Below are 15,103 nucleotides of genomic sequence, written 5' to 3'. Positions count from 1 at the left end.
CGCTGGCTAGTTCCCGGCGCTCGCCATGCGTCGCCCCTTGATCGCCTTTTCCAGCCAGCCGATCTCCATTTCCGGAACCGAGGACAGCAGGAGGTCGGTATAGGCATCGAAAGGCGGTGTGAGCACCTTGCTTTTGGAACCGTAACGGACCACCTCGCCGCGATACATCACCGCGATCGAATCGGCGATCGACCTTACCGTCGCAAGGTCGTGGGTAATGAAGAGATATGCGACCTTCTCGTGCTGCTGCAGGTTCAACAAAAGCTTGAGAATGCCGTTGGCCACCAGCGGGTCGAGCGCCGAGGTCACCTCGTCGCAGATGATCAGCTTCGGTTTGGCGGCGAGCGAGCGGGCGATGCAGACGCGCTGCTTCTGGCCGCCCGACAGCTCCGCCGGATAGCGGTCGAGGAAGCCTTTGCCCATCTCGATCTCGTCGAGCAATTCGGCGACGCGCCGGTCGCGCTCACGTCCCCGCATGCCGAAATAGAACTCCAGCGGCCGGCCGATGATGGTGCCGACGGTCTGGCGCGGGTTCATGGCCACGTCGGCCATCTGGTAAATCATCTGCAGCTGCCGCAGATCCTCCTTCGGCCGGTCGGCAAGCCGGTTGGCAAGCGGGCGCCCGTCGAAGGTCACCGTGCCCTGTTCGGGCGGCAGGAGCCCTGTGATGGCGCGCGCCAGCGTCGACTTGCCGGAGCCGGACTCGCCGACCACCGCCAGCGTCTGGCCGGGATAGATATCGACGGAGACGTTCTTCAGCACCTTGACATGACCGCCGCCATAAGCGGCGGTGATGTTCTTCACGGACAGGAATGGCGAGACGCCGGGTTTCTGCTCGGCGTGTTCGATCTCGTGCACTGACACCAAAGCGTTGGTGTACTCCTGGCGCGGTTCCTTGATGATCTGGCGGGTGCCGCCCCATTCGACCAGACGGCCGTGGCGCAGCACCATGATCTCGTCCGAAACCTGGGCGACGACGGCGAGGTCGTGGGTGATATAGAGCGCGGCCACATGCGTGTCGCGGATGGCGTCCTTGATCGCCGACAGCACGTCGATCTGCGTCGTCACGTCGAGCGCCGTCGTCGGCTCGTCGAAGACGATCAGGTCCGGTTCCGAGCACAGCGCCATCGCCGTCATCACACGCTGCAGCTGGCCTCCGGAGACCTGGTGCGGGAAACGCTCGCCGATGGTTTCGGGATTGGGCAGACTCAGCTTCCTGAACAGCGCGACGGCGCGTTTCTCGGCCTCCGCGCGCGTCGCCCTGCCGTGCAGGAGGGTGGCTTCGACAACCTGGTCCATCAGCCTGTGCGCCGGGTTGAACGCCGCTGCCGCCGACTGCGCGACATAGCAGACCTCGCGGCCGCGCAGCCTGCGGAAACCTTCCTTGCCGCCCTTGAGGATGTCGCGGCCGTTGAGGAGCACCTCGCCGCCGGTGATGCGCACGCCGCCGCGCCCATAACCCATCGAAGACAGGCCGATGGTCGACTTGCCGGCACCGGATTCGCCGATCAGGCCGAGCACCTTGCCCTTTTCCAGGGTCAGCGAGACGTCATGGACGAGCGTGATGGTCTTTGGCGCTTCGCCCGGTGGGTAGACCATGGCCTCGATGCGCAGGTTGCGGATATCGAGGAGCGGGCTGGATTTCGCTTTGCTGTCGGCCATCATCCGCGTCCTCCTTTCAGGCTTGTCGTGCGGTTGAGCACCCAGTCGGCGACGAGATTGACCGAGATCGCAAGCGCCGCGATCGCGGCCGCCGGTATGAGCGCCGCGGCAATGCCGAAGACGATGCCGTCCTTGTTTTCCTTGACCATGCCGCCCCAGTCGGCATCCGGCGGCTGTACGCCGAGGCCAAGAAAGGAGAGCGTCGACAGGAACAGCACGGCATAGATGAAGCGCAGGCCGAGTTCCGAGACCAGCGGCGACAGCGCATTGGGCAGGATCTCGCGGAAGATGATCCAGGCGCTGCCTTCGCCGCGCAGCTTGGCGGCTTCGACATAATCCATGACGTTGATGTCGACGGCCACCGCGCGCGACAGGCGGTAGACGCGGGTCGAGTCGAGAATGCCCATCACCAGGATCAGCGTCACCAGGTTTGTCGGCAGCACCGAGAGCACGACAAGGCCCATGATCAGCGTCGGGATCGACATCAGGAGATCGACGAGGCGCGACAGCAGCGTGTCGAACCAGCCGCCGAACACCGCCGCCGAAAAGCCGAGAATGGCGCCAAGCGAGAAGGACAACGCCGTGGCGAGCACTGCGATGAACAGGGTGATGCGCGCACCATAGATCATGCGCGACAGCAGATCGCGGCCAAGGTTGTCGGTGCCCAGCCAATGCGCCGCCGACATCGGCTCCCAGACGTCGCCGACGATCTCGCCATTGCCGTGCGGCGCAAGCCACGGCGCGAAGATAGCCGCCAACACGAACAGGGCCGTCAGCACCAGGCCGACCAGCGCGGGCACGGGGATGCGTTTGATGTCGAGCATGCCCGCCCTCTTCATTTGGGATGCCTCAGGCGCGGATTGGCGACGATTGCCGCTATATCAGCGATGATGTTGAGGCCGATATAGACGGCGGCGAAGATCAGTCCGACCGCCTGCACCACCGGCACGTCGCGCTTGGTGACGTGATCGACCAGATACTGCCCCATACCGGGATAGACGAAGATCACTTCGACCACGACCACGCCGACGATCAGATAGGCGAGGTTGAGCATGACCACGTTGATGATCGGCGCGATGGCGTTCGGGAAGGCATGTTTGCGGATGACCGCGAAAGCCGAGAGCCCCTTGAGCTCGGCGGTCTCCACATAGGCCGATTGCATGACGTTTAGGATCGCAGCGCGCGTCATGCGCATCATATGGGCAAGCACCACCAGCGTCAGCGCCGCCGCCGGCAGCGCGATCGCCTGCATGCGTTCACCGAAAGGCATGCCGTCATAGACGGTCGAGATGGCGGGGAACCACTGATGCTGAACCGCGAAGTAGAAGACCAGCAAGTAGCCGATGAAGAATTCCGGGAAGGAGGTCGAGGCGAGCGCCAGTCCCGAGATCAGCTTGTCGACCCAGCCATTGCGGTAGCGCACCGCGATCAGGCCAAGCGTTATGGCCAGTGGAATGGCCACGATCGCCGCCCAGAAGGCGAGGAACAGCGTGTTCCACAGCCGGCCCTTGATCGATGTTGCGATATCCTGTCCGCTCGACATGGCGGTCCCGAGATCGCCGGTCAAAACGCCGCCGAGCCAGCGGAAATACCTGATATAGGCCGGGTCGTTGAGACCAAGCTGCTCACGCAGATTGGCGAGCGATTCCGGTGTCGCCGACTGCCCTAGGATGGCTTGCGCGACGTCGCCGGGCAGGATCTGTGTGCCGGCGAAGATCAGGACCGAGACGGCCAACAAAAGGAGGATGCCCAGCGCAACGCGCTGGGCCACCAGTTTCACGATGGGTGAGGACATCTGGGCAAGGCCGGCTCAGGCTTCGAGCCAGCACTTTGCCAGGGCATAGCCATTCATCAACTCCTGGTGCGGATCGTCCACCCAGCCGCCCACCTTGGCGCCGGTGGCGTCGATGAACTGGTTGAACATCGGCAGGATCAGGCCGCCTTCGTCGCGCACCATGACGGCCATGTCGTGATACATCGCCTTGCGCTTGGCCTCGTCCAGCTCGGCGCGCGCCGCCAGCACCATCTTGTCGAAATCCGGGCGCTTGAAACGCGTGTCGTTCCAGTCGGCGGTCGACAGGTAGGCGGTCGAGTACATCTGGTCCTGGGTCGAGCGTCCGCCCCAATAGGAGGCGCAGAAGGGCTGCTTGTTCCAGACCTCGTTCCAGTAGCCGTCGCCCGGCTCGCGCTTGAGCTCGATCTGGATGCCGGCCTTGGCCGCGCTCTGCTGGAAAAGCTGGGACGCGTCGACGGCGCCGGGAAAGGCGACGTCGGAGGTCCTGAGCAGCACCGCACCGTCATGCCCCGACTTCTTGTAGTGGAACTTGGCCTTGTCCGGATCGTATGTGCGCTGCTCGATCTCGGTGAACAGCGGGTAGGCGGCATTGATCGGGAAATCATTGCCGAGCGAACCGTAACCGCGCAGCACCTTCTTCAGCATTTCTTCGCGGTCGATCGCCAGCTTCAGCGCCATCCTGAGGTCGTTATTGTCGAACGGCGCCGTATTGCAGTGCATGATGAAGACGTAGTGCCCCGGTCCCGCATGGTTGCGGATGGTGACGCCCGGCACGCGTTTGATCAGGTCGACGATCTTCGGCTCGACGCGGTTGACCATGTTGACCTGGCCGCCCTGCAGGGCTGCCGTACGGGCCGTGGCGTCGTTGATGACGATGATCTCGATCTGGTCGGCATGGCCCATCTTGTCGCCCTGCCAGTAGTTGGCGAAGCGCTCACCGCCATGGCGCACGCCGGGCTCGTTGGTGGTGACCTTGTAAGGGCCCGCCGAGATGCCGGCATCGGCCTTGTCCTTGCCACCATTGGGCTGGACGATCAGGTGGTAGTCGCTGAGCAGGTAGGGCAGATCGGCATTGGCCTCCTTCAGCGTCAGCACCACTTCCTTGCCGCTGGCCTTGATGCTTTCGATGCCTTTCATGTAGCCGAGCGCGCCGGACTTCGACTTCTCGTCCGAATGGCGCTCGAGCGTGGCGGCGACGTCTTCGGCTGTCACCGTCTTGCCATTGTGGAATTCGACGCCGTCGCGGATCTTCAGTGTCCAGACCTTGGCATCGTCGGACGAGCCGATCTCCTCGGCGATGCGGTTCTCGAGCTTGCCCTCGGGGGAAAGCTCGACGATCAGTTCGCCCCACATTTTGCCGAAGGCGAACGGCACCTGCGTCATGAACAGGGCTGGATCCAGGCTGTTGGTGGACTCGCCGCCAACCAGGCCTGCCTTGAGCGTCCCGCCCTTGACCGGACCGGCTGCGCGCGCCGCGCTCGAAAGCAGTGAGTTGGCGAAGGTCGCGGTGACGCCGAGCGCTGCCGCCCGGCCGAGAAAATCACGACGGCTGAGCTTGCCTGAAGCGACACGTCGGCTAAGGAATTCCAGTTCGTTTGACATTTTGAGTTCCTCACTCTGTTGGTTCGACCTTAGTGGTCGTTTTCTTGTTTCTTGTGAGGGGAATAATGACCGCAAGGGAAAGCGGTAAGCAAGACCGAATGCGACATGCCGTGGCGTAAATGGCACGTCGCAATTGGACCAATGCCTTGCCGCTCAAACAAGCGAGCGCGGAACCGCCTGTTCGAAATTGCGTTCGAAGACGAGTTTTTCGCCTTCGTAAGCTTCAATTCGGGCGCTTACGATGAAGTTTTTGGCGTCGGAGCGTATTTCGGCCGATGTTTCGGTGCGCACCGACCATCCGCTTCGCGACAGGGTTTGCGTCCAATGCGTCCGTCCCGCGGCCGACAACGGATCGTCCGGATGAATCGTCCAGGTCTCGCGGGCGATGCTGCCGTTCGCCAGGCCATGCGCAAGATCGCGCACCTCGCCGAAATCGTCTTCTATGGAAAGCGTGACGATGCCGGTCTTCTCGTCGCGGTCGACGCGGCGTTCCGAATTGGCCGGGCGGATGGTCTCGGTTGCCCAGGGGGAAGCAGCCTCCGGCGCGGCGAACGTGACCTCGTCGCCCGTCGCCAACGGGCGCAGCGGCAGCTTCAGCGTCGCCGCCGACAGGCTCAGGCGGACCGGCTCCGGCGAGGGCCAGATCATGGGCCAATAGGCGTTCGAGACGGCTATGCGCAAATGGTGGCCGGCCGGCACGCGATAGGCGCACTGGTCGAGCACGACGCGTGCCGAAACGCTCTCGCCGGGGACAAGCGCTTGCGGGAATTCGTGCGAGAGGCGGTGCGTGAGGTTGAGCACGCCATAGGAGATCAGTTCCGAGGCGCCATCGGGATGCACGTCGCAAAGCCGCACCGCGATGTTGGCCTGCGGACGGTCGCAGGATAACCGGACCTCGACTTCCGGTGCGCCGACGATGTCGATCGCCTCGGCGAGTTCCTGCTGGTCGAAACACACCGACAGCGCGTCGTCGGGACGCTGGTCGCCCGGCAATTCCGGGCCGAAGGTGAACGGGAAATACTCACCGCCGGCCAGCCCACAGCTTTGCGGCGAAGCGATGGTGACGGATTTACCGCCCGCCGGGATCAGGTCGATCGTTTGCGTCTTGATGTCGGGCGAAGGCCACTGCCGCTCCGCCACCCAGCGGCCCGGCCGTTCCGGATGCCAGCGCGCTGGCCGCACGCTGTCCATCACATAGGCGCGGTAGGCCGGGTCGGCCTCGACGCCGGTCTCGATACCCTTCAGCCAGCGGTCCCACCAGCGCAGCGCTTCCTGCAGGAAGCCGATTGCCGGCTGGGGCCCGGCATAATGCGGGTATTTGTGGATCCAAGGGCCGACAATGCCTTTGACCGGCGCCTCGATGTTGGCGACGAGATGCGAGATGGTGTTGCGGTAACCGTCATGCCAGCCGCCGATCGACAGCACCGCGGCCTTGAGGGCGGAGAAATCCTCGCAGATCGATCCCCGTTTCCAGTAGGCGTCGCGGTGCTGGTGGCCAAGCCAGAGTGGCAAAAGGAACGACTGGTTCTCCAGCCGGCTGAGCCACAGGTCGCGCCATCTGTTGTCGCCCGCCAGCAGCGGGTCCGGCGGCCGTGACGAATAGGACAGCATTGTCGAGGCCCAGCCGAAATTTTCCAGCAGCAGGCAGCCGCCCTTGTAGTGGATGTCGTCGGCATAGCGATCAACGGTCGAGCACAGGCTGATCACCGCCTTGAGCGCCGGCGGCTGCATGGCTGCCACCTGCAGGCAGTTGAAGCCGCCCCAGGAAATGCCCATCATGCCGACATTGCCGTTGCACCAGGGTTGGGCGGCCGCCCAGGCGATGACGTCGCAGGCGTCCTGCAATTCCTGCTCGGAATATTCGTCGTCCATCAGCCCTTCGGAATCGCCATTGCCGCGCATGTCGACACGGATCGAGGCATAGCCGTGGCCGGCGAAATAGGGATGCGTCAGCTGGTCGCGAAAGATGGTGCCGTCGCGCTTGCGGTAGGGCAGGTGCTCGAGGATGAGAGGCACCGGATCGTCGCCGGCATCTTCCGGCATCCATACCCGCGCCGACAGCCGGCAGCCATCCGGCATGACGATGGCCATATCAGGGAATTCGACGACCTTGCGGGGAAACTCGGTGACGGTTTTCATGGCGCGCATAACGCCTCGCGGCGCGGCAAGTTTCAATCGCCATTCGCGACTGGAGCAGCGGAATATGCGACCTGTGCCGCTGCTTGGTGCCCTCAGTTCAGCGGAATGTCGTTCTCGGCCTTGTTGGCCTGGTAGTCGCCAGAGAGCGCTTCATAAAGTGCTGCAATCTTGCCGATGCGCGCCTCCAGCCGCCCGCGTTCCGCCTCGGGCAGCGCCAGCACCAGCCTGCGGATCGAAAAGCTCTTCCAATAGGCATTCTCGGCATTGTAACCGCCGGGATCGAGTGTGAAGACCTCTTTCAGGATTTTCAGATCGTGCGGGATGGCAAAACTGTCGCGCGAATCCTCGTGGCTGAACAGATAGTAGAAATTGTCGAAACCGGTCCAGGTGATCGCCGACAGGCAGAGCGAACAGGGCTCGTGCGTGGCCAGGAAGATGGCCTCCTTGGTGTCGACACGTTCGGCTTTGGGCATTTCGTAGAAGCGTTTCAGGCAGTGCACTTCGCCATGCCAGAGCGGGTTTTCGATCTCGTTGTTGGTTTCGGCCAGCACCAGCGAGCGGTCGCCTTTCTTCAGGATCGCCGCGCCGAACAGCTTGTTGCCATGGGCGACGCCTTCCTGCGTCTTCGGCACGATGTCGTGCTCGATGACGTCGAGCAGGCGGTCGATCAGCGAAATGTCGGTCATCAAAGGATCTCGTCGGGGAGATGAATCTCGTAGGCGTGCGAAAAATGGAATTCTTCGAGATTGGAGCCGTCGCCGCCACGGTCGACGATCAGGAAATCCTGGGGCTCACCCAATGGCGTCAGTACGCCGTGCCATAGATTGCGTGAATAATTGATGCCTTGCCCTGGCTTGGTGATGAAGGCATGCGGCTCGGCCGGACCGTCCTTGCCGTCATGACAGACGACGACCAGGAACGGTCGTGGCGACAGCGGGATAAAGGCCTGGCTGCCGAGCGGGTGACGCTCGACCATGGTCAGCGCCAGCGGCAATTCGTAAGGCGTGCCGCGCACCATCGAGATCAGCACGCGCGCATTCGGCCCCACGGCCTCGGCGGTCGCCAGATCATGGTAGCGCTCGGCCTTGCCGCCATTGATCGGGTAGTGGTTGTCGCCGCCCATGTCGATGACATCGCCGAACGGGGCAAAGCCCTCGCGGGTCAGCGGCCGCGCGACGATGCGGGTCACGGCGCACGCCCTGCGATCCCGGCACTGCCGAGCTTGGCGTGCCGGTTGACGTCCTTGTAGAGCAGATAGCGGAATTTTCCCGGTCCGCCGGCATAGCAGGCCTGCGGACAGAAGGCGCGCAGCCACATATAGTCGCCGGCCTCCACTTCGACCCAGTCCTGGTTGAGCCGGTAGACGGCCTTGCCTTCCAGGACATAGAGCCCGTGCTCCATGACATGGGTCTCGGCAAAGGGAATGACCGCGCCCGGTTCGAGGGTGACGATGGTCATGTGCATGTCATGGCGCATGTCGGCCGGATCGACGAAGCGCGTCGTCGCCCAACGGCCGTCGGTACCGGGCATCGGCGTCGGCCCGATGTCCTGCTCGTTGGTGAAGAAGGCTTGCGGGACCTCGAGGCCGCTGACGGACTCATAAGCCTTGCGTATCCAGTGAAAGCGGACAGCCGCATTGCTTTCGTTGCGAACAGTCCAGCCGCTCGACGGCGGCAGGAAGGCGAAGCCGCCCGGCCGCAAGACATGTCTTTCGCCGGCAAGCAGGACGGTCAGTTCGCCTTCGACCACGAACAAGGCGCCCTCGGCGCCGGCATCGGGTTCCGGCCGGTCGCTGCCACCGCCGGGCGCGATCTCGACGATGTACTGCGAAAACGTCTCGGCAAAGCCCGACAGCGGCCTCGACAATATCCAGACGCGGGTCTTGTCCCAGAATGGCAGGGCGCTGGTGACGATGTCCTGCATCACGCCCTTGGGGATGACGGCATAGGCCTCGGTGAAGACGGCGCGGCCGGTCAGAAGCTCACTCTGGCCGGAATGGCCGCCATGTGGAGCATAATAGGTTCGCTCGGGCATCCTGATCGTATCCATGGGTTCAAACCTATTGCGGAAGCATGTCCTTGAGGCGGAAGAGCGCGATGCGCTCGACCTGTTTGCAGGCGGTCTCGAATTCGACGCCGCGGCTGTTGCCGATGCGCCTTTCGAACTCCGCCAGGATTTCTTGCCTGGTCTTGCCCTTCACCGCGACGATGAACGGGAAACCGAAGGTGGTGACGTAGGCGGCGTTAAGCTTGGAAAACAGCTCGCGCTCCTTGTCGGTCAGCTCATCGAGGCCGGCCGAAGCCTGTTCCCTGGCTGATTCCGCCGTCAGCCGCCTGGCCCTTGCCAGCTTGCCGGCAAGGTCTGGATGGGCGTTGAGCACGCCCAGCCGCTCCGTTTCGCTTGCGGCGCGGAAAACGCGGCAGAGCGCATTGTGCAGGCCGCCGGCGCTGTCGTGCGCCGGGCCAAGTTCCAGCTCGTAGGCGCGCTCGGCTATCCACGGCGAATGTTCGAAAACGCCGCCGAAAGCATGCACGAAGGCCTCGAATTCCATCCTCGAAGGGCGCAGCACCGGCTGCTTGTATGGATGGGTCTCGCGCCAATGCCTGGCGATGTCGATACGCCGCGCCAGCCAGACCTTGTCGTGCGACTTCACATAGTCGACGAAGCGCTTCAGCGCCGCCACCCGCCCCGGCCGCCCGACGAGGCGACAGTGCAGGCCGATATTCATCATGCGCGGCCGCCCAGCCTTGCCTTCGGCATAGAGCGTGTCGAAACTGTCCTTCAGATAGGCGAAGAACTGGTCGCCCGAGTTGAAGCCCTGCGGCGTGGCGAAGCGCATGTCGTTGGCATCGAGCGTGTAGGGGATGATGAGCTGTGGCCTGTCGGTCCCGTCATCCGCGAACCAGTAGGGCAGTTCGTCGTCATAAGTGTCGGAGACGTAGTCGAAGCCGCCTTCCTCCGCCACCAGCCGCACGGTGTTGACCGACGTCCGGCCGGTGTACCAGCCCGTCGGGCGCGTGCCTGTCACTTCGTAGTGCAGCCGGATCGCCTCCTTGAGGTCGCGGCGCTCGTCCTCGGCGCTGTGGTCGCGGTAGTCGATCCATTTCAGCCCGTGCGAGGCGATCTCCCAGCCGGCATCCTGCATCGCCGTCACCTGATCGGGCGAGCGGGCGAGTGCCGTGGCGACGCCGTAACAGGTCACTGGCACCTCGGCCTCGGTGAACAGGCGAAGCAGCCGCCAGAAGCCTGCCCGCGCCCCATATTCGTAGATCGATTCCATGTTCCAATGGCGTTGGCCCGCCCAGGGAGCCGCGCCGACGATTTCCGACAGGAAGGCTTCCGAAGCCTTGTCGCCATGCAGGACGCAGTTCTCGCCGCCTTCTTCGTAATTGACGACGAATTGCACGGCCACATGCGCGCCACCGGGCCATTTGGGATCCGGCGGATTGGCTCCGTAGCCGCGCATGTCTCTGGTGTAACGCATCGTCCCTCCCACGGGCATCGCCCGAAGTATGATCAGGATATCGAAAGGGTGCTTCTCGCATTCCCCCGAAAATTTTTGAAAGTGTTTTTGTCGCACTCCGCTCGACCGGGACTTATGCATCGCCTTTAATTGGCGCACAATTCATCAGCAATGTTTGGCTGTACCGGCCGGTTTGTTCGTATTGGAATGGGAGGCGGACAATGGCAGAAACGTCGAAAATCGATGGCGGGCGTCTGACGACCCATGTCCTGGATACGGCAACCGGCAAGCCCGCGGCGGGATTGTCGATCGCGCTCTACCGGATCGATGGCCCGGCCAGGACGCATCTGAAGACGGTCGCCACCAACGCCGATGGCCGTTGCGACGCACCGCTTTTGGCCGACGCGGATTTCCAGACCGGCGAATACGAGCTGGTTTTCGCCGCTGGCGACTATCTGCGGCGCCAGGGAACGAAACTGCCCGAGCCGGCCTTCCTCGACACCGTGCCGATCCGCTTCGGCATGGCGGATGCCGTGCACTATCATGTGCCGCTGCTCGTCTCGCCCTACGGCTATTCGACTTACAGGGGGAGCTGAGACGTGGCCGAGGTCAAGATCCGTAACGATATTCGTGTTATCCTCAACGGCAGGGATGTCGTGCTGTCATCCGTGGCGCCTGACGCGACCTTGCTCGACTGGCTGCGGCTCGACCGATCGCTGCGCGGCACCAAGGAAGGCTGCGCAGAGGGCGATTGCGGCGCTTGCACCGTGCTGGTCGGCAGGCTTTCCGCCGGCGAACTGGTCTATGAAAGTGTCAACGCCTGCATCCGCTTTCTGGGTTCGTTGGACGGCACCCATGTCGTGACGGTCGAGCATCTCCGTGGAACGCCGGGCCAGTTGCACCCGGTGCAGCAGGCGATGGTGGATTTCCACGGTTCGCAATGCGGCTTCTGCACGCCAGGTTTCGTCATGTCGCTTTACGGCTTGTGGATGAAATCACCGGAACCGTCGGACGCGGCCATCGAAAAGGCCTTGCAGGGCAATCTCTGCCGCTGCACCGGCTATGAGGCGATCATGCGCGCGGCTCGCGCCATCTCCAGCTACGGCAAAGCACAGAAGGATCCGCTGGCGCTGGAGCGTCAGTCGATCATGGCCAGACTCGAGGCGATGGGCGACGGCGCACGGATCGAGATCGGCGCCGGCAAGGCGCGGCTCGTCGTGCCGGCTGACGTTGACGATTTCGCCGCCGTGCTCGACAAGGAACCGGGCGCCACCATCGTCGCCGGCTCGACCGATGTCGGTCTCTGGGTGACCAAGCACATGCGCGATATTTCGCCTGTCATCTTCATCGGCAATCTCGACGGGCTGTGCGCCATTGCCGAGGACAAGGACGTGATCTCGATCGGCGCCGGCGTCACCTATTCCGATGCCTTCGCGATGCTGTCGAAACGCATCCCGGCGCTCGGGCCATTGTTCGATCGCATCGGCGGCGAACAGGTGCGCAACATGGGCACGATCGGCGGCAACATCGCCAATGGCTCGCCGATCGGCGACACACCGCCGCCATTCATCGCGCTCGGCGCGCGGCTGACGCTGCGCCGTGGAAGCAAGCGGCGCACGATCCCGCTCGAGGATTTCTTCATCGCCTATGGCAAGCAGGACCGGCAGGCCGGCGAGTTCGTCGAGGCCGTGCATGTGCCGGTTCCGGCAAACGAAACGAAGTTCGGCGTCTACAAGATCACCAAGCGCCGCGACGAGGATATCACCGCCGCCCTCGGCGCGTTTTTTCTGACCTTGGCCAGGGACGGCACCGTGGCCGATATCCGCATCGCCTATGGCGGCATGGCGGCGACGCCGAAGCGGGCTGCGGCGGTCGAGAAAGCTCTGCTCGGCAAACCCTGGACCGAAGAAACAGTCGAGGCGGCGATGACCGAATACCCAACGGATTTCACGCCGCTCACCGACATGCGGGCAAGCGCTGAATATCGGGCTTTGGCGGCGAAAAACTTGTTGCTGCGTTTCTTTGTCGAAACCACCGGCACCAGGGCACCGTTCCAGGTGTCGCGCAACGAGGCGGCATGATGAACAAGCACGCCAGCGCCAATTTAAAGGCCGAAAAGATCGTCGGCGGCGTCGCCACAGACCAGCGCCATGATTCCGCGCACAAGCATGTCAGCGGCAGCGCCGTTTACATCGATGATATGCCCGAACCGGCGGGCACGCTGCATGGCTGCCTCGGCTTGGCCACGGCCACGCATGCCGCCATCGCCAAAATGGACCTGTCGGCGGTGCGCGCCGCTCCCGGCGTGATCGACGTGCTCACGGCAAAGGATGTGCCGGGCGAGAACGACATTTCGCCGACCGGGCGCCATGACGAGCCGGTACTCGCCGACGGCAAGGTACAGTTTTTCGGCCAGCCGATCTTTTGCGTGATTGCCGAGACGCGCGAGCAGGCGCGGCGCGCCACGAGGCTGGCAAGGGTCGAATACGAGGAATTGCCTTTCGTCACCGACATCGGCGCGCTCGATCCGACCAGGGACAAACTCGTCACGCCGCCTCTGACGCTGAAACGCGGCGACGCGGCTGCTGCGATCCGTCAGGCCCCCCGCCGGCTGAAAGGAAAAATGCGCGTCGGCGGCCAGGAGCATTTCTACCTCGAAGGCCATATCGCGATGGCGGTTCCGGGCGAGGATCAGGATGTCACCATCTATTCCTCGACCCAGCATCCGAGCGAAGTCCAGCACATGGTTGGTCATGCACTCGGCGTGCCGAGCAACGCCATTACCGTGGAAATGCGTCGCATGGGGGGCGGCTTCGGCGGCAAGGAAACGCAGGGCAACCAGTTTGCAGCGCTGGCCGCGATCGCCGCCAAGAAGCATCATCGGGCAGTGAAAATCCGGCCCGATCGCGATGACGACATGATCGCCACCGGCAAGCGGCACGATTTCCTCATCGACTACGAGGCCGGCTTCGACGATGAGGGCAATATTCTCGGCGTCGACTTCATGTTCGCGGCGCGCTGCGGCTTTTCTGCGGACCTTTCCGGGCCGGTCACCGACCGCGCGCTGTTCCACTGCGACAACACCTATTTCTGGCCGGCTGTGCATGCACAGTCGGCGCCGCTCTACACCAACACGGTCTCGAACACCGCCTTTCGCGGCTTCGGCGGCCCTCAAGGCATGGTCGGCGCCGAGCGTATCATCGACGAGGTGGCGTTCGCCGTCGGCAAGGACCCGCTCGAGATCCGCAAGCGGAATTTCTACGGCACCGCCGACCGCAACGTCACGCCCTACCATCAGGTGGTCGAGGACAACATCATCCACCGCATCGTTGGGGAACTGGAAGAAAGCGCCAGCTATGCAAGGCGCCGGCGCGAGATCTCGGCCTTCAACAACAACAGCCGCTTCATCAAGCGGGGCTTGGCGCTGACGCCGGTCAAATTCGGCATCTCGTTTACCGCCACGCATTACAATCAGGCCGGCGCGCTGGTGCATGTCTACACCGACGGTTCGGTGCATCTGAACCATGGCGGCACCGAGATGGGGCAGGGCCTCAACGTCAAGGTGGCGCAAGTGGTGGCGCAAGAGTTCCAGATCGATCTCGACCAGGTGAAGATCACCGCGACGACCACCGGCAAGGTGCCGAACACCTCGGCCACCGCCGCGTCGTCCGGCACCGACCTCAATGGAATGGCGGCGCAGAACGGCGCCCGCCAGATCAAGGACCGGCTGACCGATTTCGCCGCCGAGAAATACCAGGTGCCACGCGACCAGGTGCTGTTCCTGCCCAACAGGGTGCGCATCGGCAACCAGGAGATACCTTTCGCCGACCTCGTCAAGCAGGCCTATATGGCCCGCATCCAGCTTTCGGCGGCCGGCTTTTACAAGACGCCGAAGATCCACTGGGACCGCGACAAGGGCGAGGGCCGTCCTTTCTATTATTTCGCCTATGGCGCCTCCTGCTCGGAAGTCTCGGTCGACACGCTGACCGGCGAATACATGGTCGAACGCACCGACATCCTGCACGAGACGGGCCGCTCGCTGAACCGCGCCATCGACCTCGGCCAGGTCGAGGGCGGCTTTATCCAGGGCATGGGCTGGCTGACGACCGAGGAACTGTGGTGGGATGACAAGGGCCGGCTGCGCACGCATGCGCCCTCGACCTATAAGATCCCGCTGGCGTCGGACCGGCCCAAGATCTTCAACGTGACACTGGCCGATTGGCCGGAGGCCGGTGAGCCGACGATCCATCGCTCCAAGGCGGTCGGCGAGCCGCCCTTCCCGCTCGGCATGTCGGTGCTGCATGCCCTGTCCGACGCGGTGGCAAGCGTCGCCGACCACAGGATCTGTCCACGTCTCGATGCGCCTGCGACACCGGAACGCGTGCTGATGGCGATCGAGCGGCTGAAGAAAGAGGCGAAGACCTGACTCCGGCAAAACGTGC

General features: G+C 63.5%; 12 protein-coding genes. 3 read left to right on the top strand and 9 right to left on the bottom strand.

The annotated features are described in order from the left end of the window. Nucleotides 1–6 precede the first annotated feature (6 nt). The 9 genes from FJ973_RS29255 to puuE all read right to left on the bottom strand — a co-directional run bounded on the left by FJ973_RS29255 (nt 7) and on the right by puuE (nt 10,682). Nucleotides 7–1,662, bottom strand: coding sequence for an ABC transporter ATP-binding protein (locus FJ973_RS29255; RefSeq protein ID WP_140558779.1), 1,656 nt, complete (start codon nt 1,660–1,662; stop codon nt 7–9). After that, nucleotides 1,662–2,486, bottom strand: coding sequence for an ABC transporter permease (locus FJ973_RS29250; RefSeq protein WP_140512801.1), 825 nt, complete (start codon nt 2,484–2,486; stop codon nt 1,662–1,664). Before FJ973_RS29250 ends, FJ973_RS29255 begins: the two co-directional genes overlap by 1 nt. A gap of 11 nt (nt 2,487–2,497) precedes the next feature. Further along, complete coding sequence (locus tag FJ973_RS29245) at nt 2,498–3,457, bottom strand: ABC transporter permease (protein ID WP_140512803.1); 960 nt, start codon at nt 3,455–3,457, stop codon at nt 2,498–2,500. Nucleotides 3,458–3,472: 15 nt separating this feature from the next. After that, nucleotides 3,473–5,059 (bottom strand): ABC transporter substrate-binding protein, encoded by a 1,587-nt coding sequence (locus FJ973_RS29240; protein ID WP_140512805.1) that lies wholly within the window; start codon nt 5,057–5,059, stop codon nt 3,473–3,475. A 153-nt stretch (nt 5,060–5,212) separates the two neighbouring features. Continuing rightward, entirely contained in the window at nt 5,213–7,198 is a 1,986-nt protein-coding gene (locus tag FJ973_RS29235) for a CocE/NonD family hydrolase (RefSeq protein ID WP_140558766.1), read from the bottom strand. A 92-nt stretch (nt 7,199–7,290) separates the two neighbouring features. Continuing rightward, nucleotides 7,291–7,884, bottom strand: coding sequence for a nucleoside deaminase (locus FJ973_RS29230; RefSeq protein WP_140558765.1), 594 nt, complete (start codon nt 7,882–7,884; stop codon nt 7,291–7,293). Next, nucleotides 7,884–8,387 carry an ureidoglycolate lyase gene (locus tag FJ973_RS29225; protein ID WP_140512809.1) on the bottom strand — a complete coding sequence of 168 codons (504 nt, stop codon included), beginning with the start codon at nt 8,385–8,387 and terminating at the stop codon, nt 7,884–7,886. The genes FJ973_RS29230 and FJ973_RS29225 overlap by 1 nt, the downstream gene beginning before the upstream one ends. After that, nucleotides 8,384–9,247, bottom strand: coding sequence for a bifunctional allantoicase/(S)-ureidoglycine aminohydrolase (locus tag FJ973_RS29220; protein ID WP_140501178.1), 864 nt, complete (start codon nt 9,245–9,247; stop codon nt 8,384–8,386). Before FJ973_RS29220 ends, FJ973_RS29225 begins: the two co-directional genes overlap by 4 nt. Before the next feature lie 10 nt (nt 9,248–9,257). Next, the gene (gene puuE, locus FJ973_RS29215) at nt 9,258–10,682 is read right to left on the bottom strand and encodes an allantoinase PuuE (RefSeq protein WP_140512811.1); all 1,425 of its coding nucleotides are present in this window, start codon (nt 10,680–10,682) and stop codon (nt 9,258–9,260) included. A gap of 200 nt (nt 10,683–10,882) precedes the next feature. Between puuE and uraH the strand changes: the two genes are divergently transcribed. From uraH to xdhB, 3 genes are read left to right on the top strand one after another with little or no spacing between them, the layout of a single operon-like run. Beyond that, nucleotides 10,883–11,257 carry a hydroxyisourate hydrolase gene (gene uraH, locus FJ973_RS29210; RefSeq protein WP_140501174.1) on the top strand — a complete coding sequence of 125 codons (375 nt, stop codon included), beginning with the start codon at nt 10,883–10,885 and terminating at the stop codon, nt 11,255–11,257. 3 nt (nt 11,258–11,260) lie between these two features. After that, nucleotides 11,261–12,742: a xanthine dehydrogenase small subunit gene (gene xdhA, locus FJ973_RS29205; RefSeq protein ID WP_140512813.1), complete on the top strand. Its 1,482-nt coding sequence runs from the start codon at nt 11,261–11,263 to the stop codon at nt 12,740–12,742. Continuing rightward, nucleotides 12,742–15,087 carry a xanthine dehydrogenase molybdopterin binding subunit gene (gene xdhB / locus FJ973_RS29200; protein WP_140558778.1) on the top strand — a complete coding sequence of 782 codons (2,346 nt, stop codon included), beginning with the start codon at nt 12,742–12,744 and terminating at the stop codon, nt 15,085–15,087. The genes xdhA and xdhB overlap by 1 nt, the downstream gene beginning before the upstream one ends. Nucleotides 15,088–15,103 lie beyond the last annotated feature (16 nt).

The sequence above is a fragment of the Mesorhizobium sp. B2-1-3 genome, assembly GCF_006442495.1.
GTDB lineage: Bacteria > Pseudomonadota > Alphaproteobacteria > Rhizobiales > Rhizobiaceae > Mesorhizobium.
This window is presented reverse-complemented; position numbering and strand designations above follow the sequence as displayed.

Bases quoted from the DNA above. Each gene is read 5' to 3' on its own strand.
- FJ973_RS29255 (WP_140558779.1), bottom strand. From the start codon at position 1,662: ATGGCCGACAGCAAAGCGAAATCCAGCCCGCTCCTCGATATCCGCAAC.
- FJ973_RS29250 (WP_140512801.1), bottom strand. From the start codon at position 2,486: ATGCTCGACATCAAACGCATCCCCGTGCCCGCGCTGGTCGGCCTGGTG.
- FJ973_RS29245 (WP_140512803.1), bottom strand. From the start codon at position 3,457: ATGTCCTCACCCATCGTGAAACTGGTGGCCCAGCGCGTTGCGCTGGGC.
- FJ973_RS29240 (WP_140512805.1), bottom strand. From the start codon at position 5,059: ATGTCAAACGAACTGGAATTCCTTAGCCGACGTGTCGCTTCAGGCAAG.
- FJ973_RS29235 (WP_140558766.1), bottom strand. From the start codon at position 7,198: ATGAAAACCGTCACCGAGTTTCCCCGCAAGGTCGTCGAATTCCCTGAT.
- FJ973_RS29230 (WP_140558765.1), bottom strand. From the start codon at position 7,884: ATGACCGACATTTCGCTGATCGACCGCCTGCTCGACGTCATCGAGCAC.
- FJ973_RS29220 (WP_140501178.1), bottom strand. From the start codon at position 9,247: ATGGATACGATCAGGATGCCCGAGCGAACCTATTATGCTCCACATGGC.
- puuE (WP_140512811.1), bottom strand. From the start codon at position 10,682: ATGCGTTACACCAGAGACATGCGCGGCTACGGAGCCAATCCGCCGGAT.
- uraH (WP_140501174.1), top strand. From the start codon at position 10,883: ATGGCAGAAACGTCGAAAATCGATGGCGGGCGTCTGACGACCCATGTC.
- xdhB (WP_140558778.1), top strand. From the start codon at position 12,742: ATGAACAAGCACGCCAGCGCCAATTTAAAGGCCGAAAAGATCGTCGGC.